The organism is Bradyrhizobium sp. RDI18 (assembly GCF_043203335.1).
GTDB classification, from domain to species: domain Bacteria; phylum Pseudomonadota; class Alphaproteobacteria; order Rhizobiales; family Xanthobacteraceae; genus Bradyrhizobium; species Bradyrhizobium retamae.
This window is the reverse complement of sequence record NZ_JBICRN010000008.1, coordinates 2,646,412-2,662,910: the sequence shown is the minus strand read 5'-3', so window position 1 is coordinate 2,662,910 and position 16,499 is coordinate 2,646,412. Positions and strand designations below refer to the sequence as shown.

Annotated in this window: 9 protein-coding genes and 4 pseudogenes; 11 read left to right on the top strand and 2 right to left on the bottom strand. The window is 59.1% G+C overall.

Annotation, left to right across the window (positions count from 1 at the left end; genetic code table 11):
• Position 1 precedes the first annotated feature (1 nt).
• From ACFXS9_RS21975 to ACFXS9_RS21960, 4 genes and pseudogenes are all read left to right on the top strand, one after another.
• On the top strand, positions 2 to 295 hold the full coding sequence (locus tag ACFXS9_RS21975) for a sarcosine oxidase subunit delta (protein WP_392691979.1): 294 nt from the start codon (positions 2 to 4) through the stop codon (positions 293 to 295).
• A pseudogene (locus ACFXS9_RS21970) lies at positions 292 to 3,292 on the top strand (sarcosine oxidase subunit alpha). Before ACFXS9_RS21975 ends, ACFXS9_RS21970 begins: the two are co-directional and overlap by 4 nt.
• On the top strand, positions 3,285 to 3,890 hold the full coding sequence (locus ACFXS9_RS21965) for a sarcosine oxidase subunit gamma (protein WP_392691976.1): 606 nt from the start codon (positions 3,285 to 3,287) through the stop codon (positions 3,888 to 3,890). Before ACFXS9_RS21970 ends, ACFXS9_RS21965 begins: the two are co-directional and overlap by 8 nt.
• Before the next feature lie 626 nt (positions 3,891 to 4,516).
• Complete coding sequence (locus tag ACFXS9_RS21960) at positions 4,517 to 5,257, top strand: class II aldolase/adducin family protein (protein WP_392691973.1); 741 nt, start codon at positions 4,517 to 4,519, stop codon at positions 5,255 to 5,257.
• A 1,090-nt stretch (positions 5,258 to 6,347) separates the two neighbouring features.
• Here the strand turns inward: ACFXS9_RS21960 and ACFXS9_RS21955 are convergent.
• Positions 6,348 to 7,892, bottom strand: a complete 1,545-nt coding sequence (locus ACFXS9_RS21955) for an acetolactate synthase large subunit (protein ID WP_392699938.1) — start codon at positions 7,890 to 7,892, stop codon at positions 6,348 to 6,350.
• An 83-nt stretch (positions 7,893 to 7,975) separates the two neighbouring features.
• On the opposite strand from ACFXS9_RS21955, the pseudogene ACFXS9_RS21950 reads away from it, so the two are divergent.
• The 5 genes and pseudogenes from ACFXS9_RS21950 to ACFXS9_RS21930 all read left to right on the top strand — a co-directional run.
• A pseudogene (locus ACFXS9_RS21950) lies at positions 7,976 to 8,713 on the top strand (IS630 family transposase); the annotation flags it as partial.
• A gap of 152 nt (positions 8,714 to 8,865) precedes the next feature.
• Positions 8,866 to 9,726 carry a tyrosine-type recombinase/integrase gene (locus ACFXS9_RS21945; RefSeq protein ID WP_392685345.1) on the top strand — a complete coding sequence of 287 codons (861 nt, stop codon included), beginning with the start codon at positions 8,866 to 8,868 and terminating at the stop codon, positions 9,724 to 9,726.
• A 22-nt stretch (positions 9,727 to 9,748) separates the two neighbouring features.
• The gene (locus tag ACFXS9_RS21940) at positions 9,749 to 10,975 is read left to right on the top strand and encodes an IS91 family transposase (RefSeq protein WP_392685342.1); all 1,227 of its coding nucleotides are present in this window, start codon (positions 9,749 to 9,751) and stop codon (positions 10,973 to 10,975) included.
• A 417-nt stretch (positions 10,976 to 11,392) separates the two neighbouring features.
• Positions 11,393 to 12,336, top strand: a protein-coding gene (locus ACFXS9_RS21935; protein ID WP_392691971.1) for an IS630 family transposase whose coding sequence is annotated in 2 segments (ribosomal slippage) — positions 11,393 to 11,728 and positions 11,731 to 12,336 — 942 coding nt in all. Because the reading frame shifts where the segments join, the coding sequence is not laid out codon by codon here.
• A 29-nt stretch (positions 12,337 to 12,365) separates the two neighbouring features.
• Positions 12,366 to 12,655, top strand: a pseudogene (locus ACFXS9_RS21930) (hypothetical protein); the annotation flags it as partial.
• A 110-nt stretch (positions 12,656 to 12,765) separates the two neighbouring features.
• Here ACFXS9_RS21930 and ACFXS9_RS21925 read toward each other — a convergent pair.
• Complete coding sequence (locus ACFXS9_RS21925; RefSeq protein WP_392699937.1) at positions 12,766 to 13,392, bottom strand: TetR/AcrR family transcriptional regulator; 627 nt, start codon at positions 13,390 to 13,392, stop codon at positions 12,766 to 12,768.
• Positions 13,393 to 13,533: 141 nt separating this feature from the next.
• Between ACFXS9_RS21925 and ACFXS9_RS21920 the strand changes: the two genes are divergently transcribed.
• Together ACFXS9_RS21920 and gfa are read left to right on the top strand one after the other, a co-directional pair.
• Positions 13,534 to 15,570 carry an FAD-dependent oxidoreductase gene (locus tag ACFXS9_RS21920; protein WP_392691968.1) on the top strand — a complete coding sequence of 679 codons (2,037 nt, stop codon included), beginning with the start codon at positions 13,534 to 13,536 and terminating at the stop codon, positions 15,568 to 15,570.
• Positions 15,571 to 15,913: 343 nt separating this feature from the next.
• Positions 15,914 to 16,435, top strand: a pseudogene (gfa, locus tag ACFXS9_RS21915) (S-(hydroxymethyl)glutathione synthase).
• The last annotated feature ends 64 nt before the right edge of the window (positions 16,436 to 16,499 follow it).

Sequence of the window (16,499 nt, the reverse complement as noted above, 5' to 3'; positions counted from 1 at the left end):
TATGCTTCTAATTCCTTGCCCATACTGTGGGCCGCGTCCGGAGATCGAGTTTGCGTATGGGGGCGAGGCCCATATTGCGAGGCCGGTCGAGCCCTCAAAGCTCGATGATGAGAGCTGGGCTGCGTATCTCTACCTTCGCGCGAACGATAAGGGGCCGCACGCGGAGCGCTGGCGCCATGTCCATGGTTGCGGGAAGTTTTTCAATGTGCGTCGAGATACGACCACGGATTTAATCCTGGAAAGTTACGAAGTGGGTGAGCAACCGCGTTGCGGTAGAACGGAGGCGCCGACGTGACTCAAGCCTTCCGTCTTGCATCGGGCGGGCGCGTCGACCGAGGTGCCGCCATCAAGTTCACCTTCGACGGTAAGAGTTATGATGGGCTCGTCGGCGACACTTTGGCCTCTGCGCTTATCGCCAATGGCGTTCATCTAGTTGGTCGCTCATTCAAGTATCATCGGCCTCGTGGCATCATGACTGCCGGCGCAGAGGAGCCCAACGCGCTTGTGGGAGTTGGTCGATCTGAAGCGAGGTATACACCCAATCTGAGGGCGACCCAGGTGGAGCTGTACGATGGCTTAGTGGCTGAGAGCCAAAATCGATGGCCCTCACTTTCCTTCGACGTGGGCGCCATTAACGAAACCTTGAGTTCGTTCCTGGGAGCTGGCTTCTACTATAAGACATTTATGTGGCCGCGTTCAGCATGGGAAAAGCTCTATGAGCCACTCATTCGTCGAGCTGCGGGTCTCGGTAGGGCGCCTCTTGAGGCCGATGCCGATCGATACACGCAGCTCTATGCGCACTGTGACCTCCTGGTAGTGGGCGCAGGGCCTGCAGGTCTCGCCGCCGCCTCTGCCGCCGCTGCGACAGGTGCGAGAGTTGTTCTCTGCGACGAACAGGCGGAGATGGGCGGGTCGTTGTTGAGCGAAACGTCCGCCACCGTCGATGGACTTCCGGCCGCTGAATGGGGTGCAAAAACGTTGCGCGACCTCGAGAGCCGGCAAAACGTCACCTTGTTGCCCCGGACCACTGCGTTCGGATGGTATCCTCACAATTTCCTGGGTCTGTGTCAGCGTTTGACCGATCATCTGTCGGCGCCGGACCCGCGGATTCCTCGCGAGCGCCTTTGGCAGGTTCGCGCCAAGGAGGTCGTTCTGGCTACTGGGGCTATCGAGCGGCCTTTGGTATTCCCAGATAATGATCGTCCGGGAATTATGATGGCAGAGGCTGCGCGGACGTACGTCAATCGCTATGGTGTGCGGCCAGGCCACCGTGCCGTTGTATTCACTGCCTGTGATAGCGCATATCGCGCGGCACTTGATCTCAAAGCAGCAGGCGTTTCTGTCTCTGCGATCGTCGATATGCGCTTGGCGCCATCGGGGCCTTGGATCGATCGCGCGCGAGCAGCAAATCTTCCGATACGTCTAGGGAGTTGTGTCGTTGGGACGAGTGGGCGCTTGCGGGTCAAAGCTGTTAAGGTTGGCCCTGCCAGTCTTAAGCAATCTCTAGAACATGCCGAAGAGATCACCTGCGACCTCGTACTGACGTCTGGCGGTTTTACTCCTAGCGTGCATTTGTTTTCACAATCGCGTGGCAAGCTCATCTACGATGAGGGACTGCAGGCCTTCATTCCGGGTGAGGGCGTTGAACAGGTGCGCTCAGTGGGGGCTTGCCGCGGTGTATACGATCTCGCGAGCTCAATAGATGACGGATTGGCCGGCGGAGCGCGGGCAGCTAACCAGTTCGGGACGCGCACCACCCGACTACGCGAAATAAAAGTCCAAGCCGAGACCACCGGAACTGACGGCTTCATCGGGCTGGTCCCGAGCAGCAAGGGTCCACTTCAAACTCGAGCTTGGGTCGATTTCCAAAACGATGTTACTTGCAAGGACATCGCGATTGCGGTCCAAGAGGGGTTTCGATCGATCGAACATGTCAAGCGTTACACGACGACTGGCATGGCAACCGATCAGGGCAAGACGTCCAACATGAATGCGCTCGGCATCGTATCAGCCCTATTGGACGCGCCGGTGCCACGCATTGGATTAACGACATTCCGGCCGCCTTACACTCCGACTACATTCGGCGCATTCGCGGGACAGTCCCGGGGTGAGCTTTTCGATCCCGTCCGACAAACGCCGATCCACGCCTGGGCTCAAGCCAGAGGGGCTGTCTTCGAAGACGTGGCGCTTTGGAAGAGAGCATACTATTTCCCCAAGGAGGGCGAGGACATTCATGTTGCTGTCAGGCGTGAATGCAAGGCAACACGTCAATCCGTCGGAATGTTTGACGCCAGCACGCTCGGCAAAATTGAAGTAGTCGGCCGAGACGCCGCGGAATTCATGAACCGCATGTACATAAATGATTGGACTAAACTACAACCTGGGCGGCTCCGGTATGGAGTCATGTTGCGTGAAGACGGTTTCATCATGGACGACGGCGTCGTAGGTCGCCTGTCGGAAGACCGCTTCCATGTCACGACCACGTCGGGGGGCCGCCCGGGTTATGGCGATAATGGAGGATTATCTCCAAACCGAATGGTCTGATCTCGATGTCTGGCTCACGTCGACGACCGAGCAGTGGGCGGTTATTGCAGTCCAAGGGCCGAACGCTCGCAAAGTGATAGAATCTCTAACCGATATTGATGTTTCTCGCGAAGCGATGCCGCATATGAGTATCCGGGAGGGAAAGTTTTGCGGCGTCCCTAGTCGCCTGTTCCGCGTCTCCTTTACTGGCGAATTGGGATTCGAGGTTAACGTCCCATCAGGATATGGACTGGCCGTCTGGGACGCGATTGCGACCGCGGGTAAACCGTATGGAATTACTCCGTACGGCACGGAAGCCATGCATGTGATGCGTGCCGAGAAAGGCTACATCATTGTAGGTCAGGAGACCGATGGAACGGTAACTCCTGATGACGTTGGTCTTGGTTGGGCCGTGGGAAAGGCCAAGCCAGATTTTGTTGGAATGAGATCCCTCGTTCGGCCTGCACTGAGACAAGCCGATCGTAAACAATTGGTTGGATTGTTGACCGTCGATGGCAAGACCCTGCTCGAAGAAGGAGCTCAAATAGTCGCAGATCCGGCTGGCTCGATTCCTATGACAATGATCGGACACGTGACATCGTCTTACTGGAGCACCGCCCTTAATCGCCCGATCGCACTCGCGTTGCTTCGAGGCGGCCGAAAGCAAATTGGCACCACGGTATGCGTACCCATGCCGAGTGGTTCGGTTATGGTCGAAGTAGTTAATCCCGTATTTTTTGATCCCAATAACGAGCGCGTCAATGGCTGATCCTCTGATTCACCGTTCAAACGCCTTGTCCGAGTGGGAAGTACCTTATGGCCTAGATCGAGGCGCCGTTTCGGCTTCTTCGGAAGCATTCATGAGCGCCCTTCCGGGTACCGGCAAAGTGATTTTCCGCTGCCGGCGTTCAGCCATTTCAGCCGCGGAAGCCGCTCTTGGGATCGCGTTGCCTCGGCAAGCGTGCCGATTTGTGACTTTCGGACAAACCACGGCTTATTGGCTTGGCCCCGATGAGTGGATGCTCCAACTTTCAGAGGAAGATCCCGCTCGAATCATTGAGAGGGCGCAGAAGGCCCTTGCTGGCCAACCATGCTCGATTGTTGATGTTAGTCACCGGTCGGAGGTCTTTGCGATTTCAGGACCACGTAGCGAGTATGTGTTAAATCACGCTTGTCCCTTGGACCTGTCCGAAGCGGCGTTTCCGGTCAGCGCTTGCACCCGTACCATCTTGGGGAAAGCAAGCGTCCTTCTTTCACGAACTACCGCCGAAACATTTCATGTCGATATTTGGCGATCTTTTGCGCCTTACGCCTGGCAACTGTTGGACGAGGTACGCACGGAGTTCTCCGCAGCCCAAGCACAGTGAAATGTGCGCGAGATCCGAGTCCAAGCAACGGCGCTAGACCCGCGGACGGGTCAAGACGATACCCCTGCATTCGGGACGCGCGGCTCGACAGATCGACTCATTCGCGAGCTCGGTCAGATTGTCAGTCAGGGTCTTCTCGATGTCAGTCTGCATTCCTGCATATTGGGCTCAATATTTGCCGGATTTCCGCGCCCTCACATCGTTAAAGTCAGCGATTTGCAGCGCAGTTCCGACTAGGACCTTGCTGTGACCCTATTGGTTCTAGCGACTTACTCCAAATTCGAGGAGCTTGCTCAACGGCCGGCGGAAAACCCGAGCTCTTTGTTGCGGAAATGGAGCCGCTGTTACCGCCGTGCCCGCATAGCGGAAATCACTTTTACAACGACGGGACCGAGCGCTTGCAGCTATGTCGCGCGGAGACAAGATCGAGAAGATGGGCTGCCGGCCGAATGCGATGTCTATTGTGTCGGTCGAAACGAACGGTGAGCCGACATACGCCAGATTGAGCTGATGCTCGTGTGCCGAAAAGGTTGTTTCCGCGATGAGCCAAAGCGCCAAGGCTCGGGTCCACATAGCACGATCGTCGGTTTTTGCTCGGTCTCGGCCTGATAAGAGGAGAAAAGCGAGTGCGCAATATTGATGTCCAGGAATGGGAGATCCGCTGCGATCTGGCCGCAGCGTACCGTTTGATCGCACATTTCGGTATGGACGACCTAATCTATACTCACCTTTCCGCAAGACTTCCCGGCAAGGAGCACCGTTTTCTCCTCAATCCCTACGGACTGATGTTCGACGAGATCACGGCGTCTAGCCTCGTCGTCGTTGACCCTGAGGGGCACGCGATTGAGGAGCACAAAGAGTCCAAGATCAACAGCGCAGGCTTCACAATCCATTCCGCTGTGCACATGAATCGGGAAGATGCCCAATGTGTCATGCACACGCATACTTTGGCGGGCATGGCAGTGGCTGCGCAGGAGCAGGGTCTATTACCGTTGAATCAAATTTCAATGGGCTTCTACGGCGGCGTTGCGTATCACGGTTATGAGGGCATCGCGCTCGATCTCGACGAGCGCGAACGGCTGGTACGCGATCTCGGCGACAACGACGTAATGATCCTGAAGCACCACGGTTTGCTTACAGTCGGGCGTACCATCGCTGAAGCCTTCTTTAACATGTACTATATGGAGCAATCTTGCCGCATCCAGCTCGCAGCAACGCAGGGCGGACAAAAGATCGCTCTACCATCCAGCGAAGTCGCCACTCATACTGCAACGCAGTCCAATCGTAGTCCCAGCACCAAGGGCCAGCGGCCGTGGGTGGCGCTCAAGCGTCGGCTCGACCGCATAAGCCCAGACTACGCGACCTGATGGTCAAGCAAGAATGGCTGAAGCGTGGTGCTGACTCAGCAGCTTTGATAGACTTCAACAAGCGCACTGCGTCACGGCGTGAGTGGGAGCGCGTAACGCAGCCGCTCTCTGGCGCACGATGAAGGCGAAAGGCTTTCGATGAACACGCGCCTAGTCGTCGGGCGCGTCCCCTAGCCGCAACGCACTGCGGCCTCAAGGTGATCTCGGAATGGGCGCGCCGCCGACCTGCCAAAAGGGCGGATGAGAGCAGCCTGGCGCGAGTCCCGTCGGCCCGGACCATCGCCCGGTCGATGACCACCGGTCGCGAGAGATCTCGCAAAGGCTGAAACTGTCACGATCGCGGCGATCGAGAACGGTGTGCGTCGTCGCCGACTATGGCCCGATCGCGCCTCCAATAGCATGGTCGCTTCCTTGCGAAGGGCGTCCGCCCGGACGAAGCCGCTGTGGGAGCAGCGACCCTCTGCACCTGGTCAACGTTCAGGCCGAAGCCCGGATTACTCGGCTCAAGCTAGTCAAACGCCAGATGTACAGCCGGGGGAATATCGATCTCCTCCAGCTGCGGCTTAACGGTGCCTCGTGACTGAAGACGTCAGTGAAACTCGTCAGAGCCAGAGTTCAGTGGCGGGAATCTAAGAAAGCGCAAACCGGAGATACTTGCAGAAGTGCCCGCTTTAGCGTCACAACCCAGGCCTATATCATTCTGCCCAGTCGAGTTTTCGTTTGTGCCTTCACTTCGCCGTCACGATCTCATGTCGATAAGGATCGCTCAACTACTTGATCCGCGTCGAGCGCTCACCCACGAGCCGATCGCGCCGCGATCTTCGCCGTTCAGGCGTCTTAGCCTGTGAATATCACAATCGGTCCCCCCGGATTCATGCGTCTGATGTCGTACTCGCTTCGGGCGGGATCCAGCGAAGCTCTCCCCATTGTTGGCCATCCCAGCGGAACCACGATCCGACTGCGATTAGATACCCGGCGGTTCTTGTGAGCTTGGCTTTCCGAAGGCCATCGCTCATTCCTTAGGGACACTGGCGGTCGAGGGCCTACAGGTGATGAAAACACAGGTGCCGACCGGAGCATCGGCGATGCCCTAAATCGGGACTTCGATCAGGCAAGGTCCAGACGATTGCACAGCTTCCGCGAGGGCTTTGTTGAATTCGTCCGCTGTTTGAACCGCGCAACCGGGCACACCCAAACCTTTCGCGAGCGCCACGAAATCGATTGTGGGTCGGTCGATGCCAAGCATATCGCGGGCACGCTTGCCAGGCTTACCGGCGCCTACGTTGTCGAATTCACCACGCAAGATATTATAATTCCTGTTGGCGAACACGATCGTAACGACGTCGAGCCCCTCGCGCGCTTGCGTCCATAGCGACTGAAACGTGTACATCGCGCTGCCGTCGCCGACCATGCAAAAGACCTTCCGATTAGGACAGGCCACCGCGGCACCTGTAGCGACCGGGGTCGAATAGCCGATTGCCCCACCCATGTCTTGCAGCCAGTCATGCGGAGGGGCGGCCGCCGTCGGAGGGAAGAAGCCCCGACCGGTGGTGATCGACTCATCTGCAACGATGGCGTTTTCCGGGATCGCGCACGCGATGGCCTGCGCGATGGCTGCCAGCGTTAAGGGGCCGGTAGGTTTGACCAACTCGTCAAGCCGCTGCAACTTGACGTCCTTGGGGGTCGCCCCGATGGCCAATGCGAGAGCTTCGAGAGCCTCAACGGATTGCTCGCCCCAGTTGGTCAAGCGATGCACCTCGCAGTCCTCGGCTTTGAGATAGCTCGGCTTGTTCGGATAGGCGAAGAACGCGACGGGATTGTTGGACTCTACCAGGATGATGTGCTTGAAACCCTTCAAGGTTTCGATCGCATGGTCGACCGCGTATGGAACCCTGCCAACGTAAAAGCGGCTGCGGCCGCGCGCCATCCGTTGGTGACAGGTCTCTCCCAACACTGCACAGCCGCTCTTGCCGGCAATACGCTCCGCGAGCGCCAGCCCCCGTTCGCCGAGCGAGCTGCCAGCGACGAGCAGGAGAGTGGAGCTCCCCTCCCGGTGGAGGATGCGTGCGGCCGTTTCGACGGCTTGGGGATCGAAGCTGCGTGGCTTGTCCTCGGGTACCTTAGCCGAGCCCTCAGCCTCGTTCCAAGCCGTATCGGCCGGCAGGATCAGGGTCGCTATCTGCGGTGGCGCGCCTCTGGCGGCGGCGATAGCCGCAGCCCCGTCCGCCGCGACCGACCTGGCGCTCGGTGAGGTTCGGATCCAGTCTGACATCGGCCGTGCCAGGCCTTCGATATCCGACGTTAGCGGTGCGTTATGTGCGATGTGATGAGTCGCATGCTGACCGACGATGTTAATGACGCCGGAATGAGCCTTCTTAGCGTTGTGAAGATTGGCGAGCCCATTGGCCAAGCCGGGGCCAAGGTGCAGCAGGGTTGAGGCCGGGGTGCCCTTCATGCGAAAGTAGCCATCCGCCGCTCCCGTCACTACGCCCTCGAAGAGGCCGAGGACGCAGCGCATGCCCTCGACCCGGTCGAGAGCGGCTACGAAGTGCATCTCCGATGTGCCTGGGTTAGCGAAGCAGACCTCAACTCCGCCGTTCACTAAGGTTCTGACCAGGCTTTCCGCACCGTTCATTTCAAACTGCTCCTCGTTAAGCTTGATTTGACTGTTTGTCAAAATATGTCATTTTGTCAACAGTGGAATGCCGGTGAAAGCCGCGCCGGTCAAGGCCTCTGCTGGCCGAGGCGCTGGGCGATGTTGACGTCCAATATGTCTGGCGCTTCCTGCGCTGCCACAAGATCGACCTCGTGGCTCGCAAGTCCTGGTGCGAGAGCAACGACCCGAACTTTACGGCCAAAGCTGCCGACGTTGTTGGCCTCTACGTCGCCCCGCCCCAAAAGGCCATCGTGCTATGCGTGGACGAAAAGCCTTCGATTCAAGCCTTGGAGCGAGTGCAAGGCTATCTGAAGTTGCCCAATGGCCGCGCCTTGACCGGTCAGAGCCACGACTACAAGCGGCGTGGCACGACAACGCTGTTTGCGGCGCTCGAGCTTGCGACCGGAAAGATCATTGCGACGCATTCAAAACGGCGGCGGCGCGTCGAGTTCCTCGACTTCATGGACAGCGTCACCTCGGCTTTTCCGGACCGCCAGCTTCATGTCATCCTCGACAATCTCAACACCCACAAGAAGAACGAGCACTGGCTCAAGGCCCACCCCAATGTGAACTTTCATTTCACGCCGACAAGCGCATCCTGGCTCAATCAGGTCGAGGTTTGGTTCTCGATCCTGCAGGGGCAGTCGCTCAGCGGCGCTTCCTTCACAAGCCTTAGGCAGCTCCAGGAGCACATCGATGGCTACATCGACGCATACAACGAAAAGGCCGAGCCCTTCGTCTGGACCAAGAAAAAAGTCCGCCAGCGCAAATTCAAAAGCCGACGTATCACTCAGCTATGATTCCGAGTACTAGAGCGGGATGGGTCTAGTTTGAATCGATTGAGGATTGAACGAAGCCGCTACCGCGGCGTGAACGGCGAGGTGGCGTAGAGCGCCTCCTGCCTGAGAGGATGTGGGTGTTGCAGCCCACCCTCTCAGACAGGAGTATTGAGATGGCCGATTTGAGCCCTCTTCGCCGCCGCATGATCGAGGACATGACCGTCCGCAATCTGTCGCCGGCGACGCAGCGATCCTACATCAGCGCGGTTTCGAAGTTCAGCCGTTATTTCGGCAAATCGCCGGATCGGTTGGAACTGGAAGACGTTCGCGCCTTTCAAGTGCATCTGGTCTCGACCGGCATATCATGGCCGGCGCTGAACCAAATCGTCTGTGCGCTGCGGTTTTTCTACGGCGTTACTCTTGGCGAGGCGCTGATCCCGGAACGCATTCCCTATGCGCGAGAACCGCGCAAGCTGCCGGTCGTGCTCAGCGCCGACGAAGTGGTTCAGTTTCTTGAAGCGGTATCGAGCCTGAAGAGCCGCGCCGCACTGACCACCGCCTATGCGGCCGGGCTGAGGGCCTCGGAGGTCGCGGGACTGCGGATCGAAGACATCGACAGTGCTCGCGGTGTCATCCAGGTGCGCCACGGCAAGGGGGCGAAGGATCGCAACGTGATGCTGTCGCCCCAACTACTCGGCATCCTGCGCACCTACTGGCGGCTCGCCCGGCCGCGGGTTTATCTGTTCCCGGGACGCGACGAAGACCATCCGATCGATCAGACCGTGTTGCATGCCGCCTGCCGGTCGGCGGTGAAGGCTGCGGGCCTGACCAAGCGCGTCACGCTGCACACGCTGCGCCACAGCTTCGCGACACATCTTCTGGAGAACGGAACCGACATCCGGATCATCCAGGTTCTGCTCGGGCACAATAACCTGTCGTCGACGGCGCGCTACACGCAGGTCGCCACCGATACGATCCGGGCGACGCAGAGCCCGCTCGACCGCCTGTCGCTGGAGGTGACGCCACCGGTATGACGACGCGTCCGGGATGCGGGTTATGGCCCGCCCCGACGTCCGTCCGCACAGACCCGCCATCGAGATTGCCGATATCTTGCGCCGGCATGGCGACGCCTATCGCCGTTTGCATGCCGGTCATCTCGGTCGGGTCGAGCGGCGCGTGATGAGTGCGATCGTTGCGTGCCGAACCGAGGCGCTCGGCGGTCACATGGAGGCTTGCGACGACTGCGGCATGACACGCATCGCTTATAATTCCTGCCGGAATCGGCATTGTCCGAAGTGTCAGGGGCGAGCCCGAGCCGCGTGGCTTGCCGCGCGAGAAGCCGACCTGCTGCCGGTTCCCTATTTCCACGTCGTCTTTACGCTTCCTGCACCGATCGCAGCGATCGCTTTCCAGAACAAGGCCGTCGTCTATGCCATCCTGTTTAAGGCCGCCGCTGAGGCGATGACGACGCTTGCTGCCAATCCGCGAAGGCTCGGTGCAGAGATCGGCGGCGTCGCGGTCCTGCATACCTGGGGACAGGCGCTGACGCATCATCCTCACATTCACTGTGTCGTGCCGGGCGGCGGCCTCTCGCCCGATGGCGCGCGCTGGATCGCCAGCCGACCAAACTTCTTCCTGGCCGTCAAACCGCTCGCCCGGCTGTTCAGACGCCTGTTCCTCGAACGTCTGACCGCCGCCTTCGACGCCGGCACCCTGAACTTCTTCGGCGATCTCGCATCCCTGGCCGAGCCTGCTGCCTTCGCAGCTCACCTCCTCGCTATGCGGCGCATCAGCTGGGTCGTCTATGCCAAGCGGCCGTTCGGCGGCCCCGCGCAGGTGCTGGCCTATCTCGGCCGCTATACCCATCGCGTTGCAATCGCCAACAGCCGGCTCGTAGCCCTCGACGAGGATCACGTCGCCTTTACCTGGAAGGACTACCGCCAGAACGGCGCGACAAGGATCATGAAGCTCAAGGCCGACGAGTTCATCCGCCGCTTCCTTCTTCACACGCTGCCCGATGGCTTCCATCGCATCCGCCACTTCGGCTTCATGGCCAACCGCCATCGCGCTGCCAAGCTCGCCCTTTGCCGCGAACTTCTCGATCGCGAGCGAACAGCCCCAAACGATGGCCAGCCGCCGCCTGTGGATTCGGAAGCTCAAACCTGGGCCGAGGTTCCTGCCTGTGCCGATTGTGGTGGCGTCATGCGCATCATTGAGCGCTTTCGACACAGCTTCAGCCGCTCCAGCCCTCGAACACCACCGTTCCGATGCGACACATCGTGAGCCAAGTCATGCCGTGCACGACGATCATCATTCGTCATTCCGCTCCCAGCGTCTCGATCATCGCGGACGATGTCGAATCCGTGCTGTCACACTGCGCGACAACAACCGTCCGATGCAACAAAAAGTCTATCGTGATCTCCGGCGAAGCGCGTTTGGTCTCAACTCTTCCCCGATGCGCACATCTCGTGTCTCTGCCTCACGCGCCGAGCCAGCAGATCGGGCCTTGCGATCTCAAACAATCCCCATAGCGTAAAATCGCGCATAGCCTCCCGCGCCTTCGTTCAATCCGGCTTCAATGAGGTCGCGTCATAAGCGCCTGCCGCGCCCTCGCGTGAGCGCGACCTCACAGAACCCTCCAGATTCCCAAATCAGAAAGCTTCTGATTCAACATGCTGGCTGGGAAGGAGGCCAGCATGGATGGGACGAGCCTATTCGAACGACCTTCGTGAGCGGGTGGTGAGGGCTGTCATCAAAGGCGGCCTGTCGCGGCATCAGGCGGCGGCCCAATTTGGGGTGGGCATCAGCACGGCGATCAACTGGGTACAGCGCTTCCACGAGACCGGCAGCGTCAAGCCGGACCAGGTCGGCGGCTATAGGCCAAAGAAGATTGTAGGGCCGCACCGCGATTGGCTGATGCAACGATGCCGGAAGGATTTTACCGTGCGTGGGCTGGTGGCCGAGCTCGCTGAGCGTGGCCTTAAGGTCGACTACCGAACGATGTGGGAGTTCGTCCACGCTGAGAAGCTCAGTTACAAAAAAAGACGTTGATTGCCGCCGAGCAGGATCGTCCCGATGTCGCCCGTCGGCGGGCGCAGTGGATCAAGTATCGGGATCGGATCGATCCCTCCCGCCTGGTGTTCATCGATGAGACCTGGACCAAGACCAACATGGCGCCGCTGCGGGGTTGGGCGCTGCGAGGTCAACGCATCAAAGCCAAGGTACCGCACGGCCGCTGGCAGACCATGACCTTCATGGCCGCTTTGCGCCGCGATCGCATCAGCGCTCCGTGGTTCATCGAGGGGCCGATCAACGGTGAATCCTTCCTTATCTACATCGAGAAGGTTTTGGTCCCGACCCTGCGGCACGGCGACATCGTCATCATGGACAACCTCGGCTCCCACAAGGTCAACGCCGTGCGTCGCGCTATCCGTGCCGCCGGCGCCAAGCTGTTCTACCTGCCGAAATACTCACCCGATCTGAACCCGATCGAGCAGTTCTTCTCCAAGTTCAAACACTGGCTCCGCAAAGCCGCACAGCGAACCACCGAGGCTGTCTACGATGCTATCGCTCCGATCCTCAGCACCGTCTCACCGACTGAATGCGCCAATTACTTCGCCAACGCAGGATATGACCAAACCTAAACCCATCCCGCTCTAGGCCTAGGTCACCGGAGGAGACTCGCATTTTCGACGCTTATGCAGGCGCCTTCGCAACTCGAGTCGGTGAAGCAGGCCGCGAACATCACCGGCGACAGCGGCAAGTTGAAAGTCCGTACGCAGTTGGCCGCGAGCTCGGCTTTTGAAAGCGCGAAGCAGCGCTTCGTCGGCGATTTGTTCCGACGCTAATCCGCTCGATCGAGCAGGACATGGGTCGAGTACATTCCGCTGTCATCCGGATCGTCTCGATCGGGAAAGCACTGATGGAACGTTGTTTGGCCGAGATGCACCTCCGGAGGAATGGCCTGAGACCGAGCCTGCAGCTAGGATCGACTCAGCGATGGCTCCGCCATGCCAGTCGCTGCCTCCCACCACGCCAATCCGCAACGTCCCGGCCATTCACGCTCGCCCCGCTCAACCGGCAAAGCCATGCCGGGCAAAGAAGCGATCGAGCTCCTTTTGCTCCGGTGCCTGGCCGGTGAAGGTCTTCACATATTCGGGAATTCGCTTCATGCGAACGGTAATATCCTCGCGCGTCTGCATAGAAATATATCCGATCTGGACAAGATAAACCGTACGGGAATGGACTTCCGCCAGCATCTCATCGTGGCCGAAACGTAGGAGCATCCGCTTTAGGGCGTCAAGGCGAAGCACGTCAGCCTTTTGGACTTCCGCGAGTATGTCGGGCGACTGCAGTGCCCAACCTCGGATCGCGTTCTCAAACTGCGAGTCGAATAACTTCTGGTCCAGCCAGCAGTCGAAGACGTTCAGCATTGCCTCGGCGATCGTCTCCGCATAGGCCTCCGACTGCTTGACCAGATTTCCTGTGTTCTTGTCGCGCCAGCGCGAGACCAGGGCTGCGAGAAGTTCCTCGCGATCCTTGAAGAACCAATAGAAGCTCGTCCGCGATAGGTGGAGTTTCTTGGCAAGCGGCAGGATTTTGACCGCGTCTATGCCGGAATCCAGCAAGGAATCGTAGGCCGCTTCAACCCAGAGTTCCTCTGATCCGCGCCAGCCGCCGTCACTTACTGTTTGATCCATCACCGTCCTCATAAAGGTAGACCGCGACGCTTGAAACTGTACATCAATGTCCATGAAGAGGACATAAGAGTCATTCAGATTGACACAAGTGTCCATTTTCCGTTAGCGTCACCGATAATTGACTAAGCCGGAGCCCCGCGCATGTCCAACGACCCCCTCCTTCAGCCCTATCGCCTGAAACACCTCACCATGCGCAACCGCATCATCGTGACCTCTCACGAGCCGGCCTATCCGGAGGACGGTATGCCGAAGGAGCGCTATCGGGCCTATACGGTGGAACGGGCGAAGGGCGGCGTGGCCCTGACTATGACGGCCGGCTCCGCGGCGGTCTCCAAAGACAGCCCTCCGGTCTTCAACAACCTGCTTGCCTACAAAGATGAAATCGTGCCGTGGATCAGGCAGATGACGGATGCCGTGCATGAAAACGGTGCGGCCATCATGATCCAATTGACCCATCTCGGCCGGCGTACGCGCTGGGATAAAGGCGACTGGTTTCCCGTGGTGGCTCCGTCCCATCATCGTGAAGCCTCACATCGCGCCTTTCCCAAGAAAATCGAAGACTGGGACATCGAGCGCATCATCAAGGACTTCGCCGACGCTGCAGAGCGCATGAAGGCGGGCGGCATGGACGGCGTCGAACTCGAAGCTTACGGGCACTTGCTCGACCAGTTCGCCTCTCCTCTCACTAATGAGCTCGACGGCCCCTACGGCGGTCCGCTCGAAAACCGCCTACGCTTTTGCATGGATGTGCTGAAGGCTATCCGTTCGCGCGTCGGCGAGAATTTCATCCTTGGCGTGCGATACACGGCCGACGAGTGTCTCCCCGGCGGCAACGGAAAAGCCGAGGGTATCGAAATCTCCAAGCGTCTCAAAGAGAGCGGGCTCATCGACTATTTGAATGTGATCCGCGGCCATATCGATACGGATGCCGGCCTGACGGACGTCATCCCGATTCAGGGCATGGCAAATTCACCGCATCTCGATTTTGCAGGTGAGATCCGTGCCGCGACAGACTTCCCGACGTTTCATGCCGGGAAAATCCCGGATGTTGCCACCGCCCGGCACGCCATCGTCTCTGGCAAGGTTGACATGATCGGCATGACGCGCGCACACATGACCGATCCGCACATCGTCCGAAAAATCATCGAGAAGCGCGAGGATGACATCCGCCCCTGCGTCGGAGCCAATTACTGTCTTGATCGCATTTACCAGGGCGGCGCGGCCTACTGCATTCACAATGCGGCCACGGGCCGAGAGCTCACCATGCCGCACCAGATAGCCAAGACCGATCAACCCAAGAAGATCGTGGTCGTCGGCGCTGGCCCGGCCGGGCTCGAAGCTGCCCGGGTCGCTGGCGAGCGGGGCCACGACGTCGTCGTGTTCGAGGCGGCTGGCCAACCCGGCGGACAGATTCGCCTGACTGCCCAGAGCCCCCGCCGCCGCGAAATGATTAGCATCATCGATTGGCGCATGGCGCAATGCGAGAAGCTCGGCGTACGATTCAATTTCAACACATGGGCGGAAGCAGACACCGTCCTCGCCGAAAATCCCGACGTCGCGATCATTGCGACAGGAGGCCTTCCGCATACAGAAGTGTTGTCGAAGGGCAACGAACTCGTCGTGTCAGCCTGGGATATTATTTCAGGCGACGTGAAGCCGGGCGGCAACGTGCTGCTGTTTGACGATGCCGGCGATCATGCCGGCCTGCAGGCAGCCGAGTTCCTGGCGAATGCCGGCGCCAAGGTCGAGGTCATGACGCCCGATCGCTCCTTTGCGCCCGAGGTGATGGCTATGAACCTCGTGCCCTATATGCGCTCACTCCAGAAGCTCGACGTGACCTTCACCGTTACCTTCAGGCTCGCTGGGGTGGAGAAGCAGGACAACCAGCTCATCGCGCATATCGGCAGCGACTATGGCGGTGTCGCAAAGCAGCGCTTCGTCGATCAGGTGGTGATCAATCATGGGACAATCCCGCTCGACGATCTCTATTTCGAATTGAAGCCGGCCTCGCGCAATCACGGCGAACTCTCCCACGAGCAGCTCATCGCCGGCGTGCCGCAGTCGGTCATCCGCAATCCCGAGGGCAGGTTCCAGCTTTTCCGCATCGGCGATGCCGTAGCGGCCCGAAACACGCACGCGGCGATCTACGATGCGCTTCGCCTGGCCAAGGACATTTGATTCGTCATTCCGCCGCCTAAGCTGCGATTTGTTCTGTGATTCATCGAACCGAGAGCCTGCAACGTTCCCCATCTCGTCAACACGACGAAGTGCGGAGCCGATCAAATTGGCGGCGACCGAATGAGCTCGAACGGATTTATGCGGCCCATGACGGTCCACTCAGACTAAAATCCATGATGGCCATCGCCATTCTTACTTCTTCATCTTTCCTTTGATAGACGATCACGCGGAGAAGCTGAAGAAGTAACCCGGACTTAACATGGCCAAGCGGTCGCCGGCTGAACCAGGGAGAAGAAGGACCATGGAAACTATCGCCATTCATCCGTCGGTCGACCAAGGCTGAATACCTACAGGGGGGACGTTCTCCGGAGGCACGCTCGTCTGTGAATGCGTAACTGCTCCTGTGAAGGTCGAGGTCAAGAGCGACATTGCGCATAATCACACGTGCGGCTGCACGAAGTGTTGGAAGCCCGCCGGCGCGGTCTTCTCCGTTGTCGCCGTCGAGTGAGAGCATCGAGGTTACGGAAAATGCAGACAAGCTTGCCATCGTGGACCCGTCGGCTTTGATCCAGCGTCATGCCTGCGAGGCGTGTGGCGTGCACATGCACGGTCGAGCGCGACCATCCGTTCAAGGGGCTGTCCTTCATTCATCCCGAGCGTTTCACGGAAAGCGGCTGAGCACCGCCTGGATTTGCGGCATTCGTTCTCCTCGATCATCGAGAGTGGCTACGATCCCACGAAGATGGACGAGGTGCGCGCCCGTCTGAAGGACTTGGGTCTCGCGCCCTACGATTGCCTGTCTCCGGGGCTAATGGACTATGTCGCCACCTGGACCGCTAAGAAGAACGGCGTTCTTCCTGCGTAAGATCAGGCGGGAGCCTTGTCGACGGCAGGGCTCCCGTTCCAGTAAGGGCAGTCCACTGCTGCAA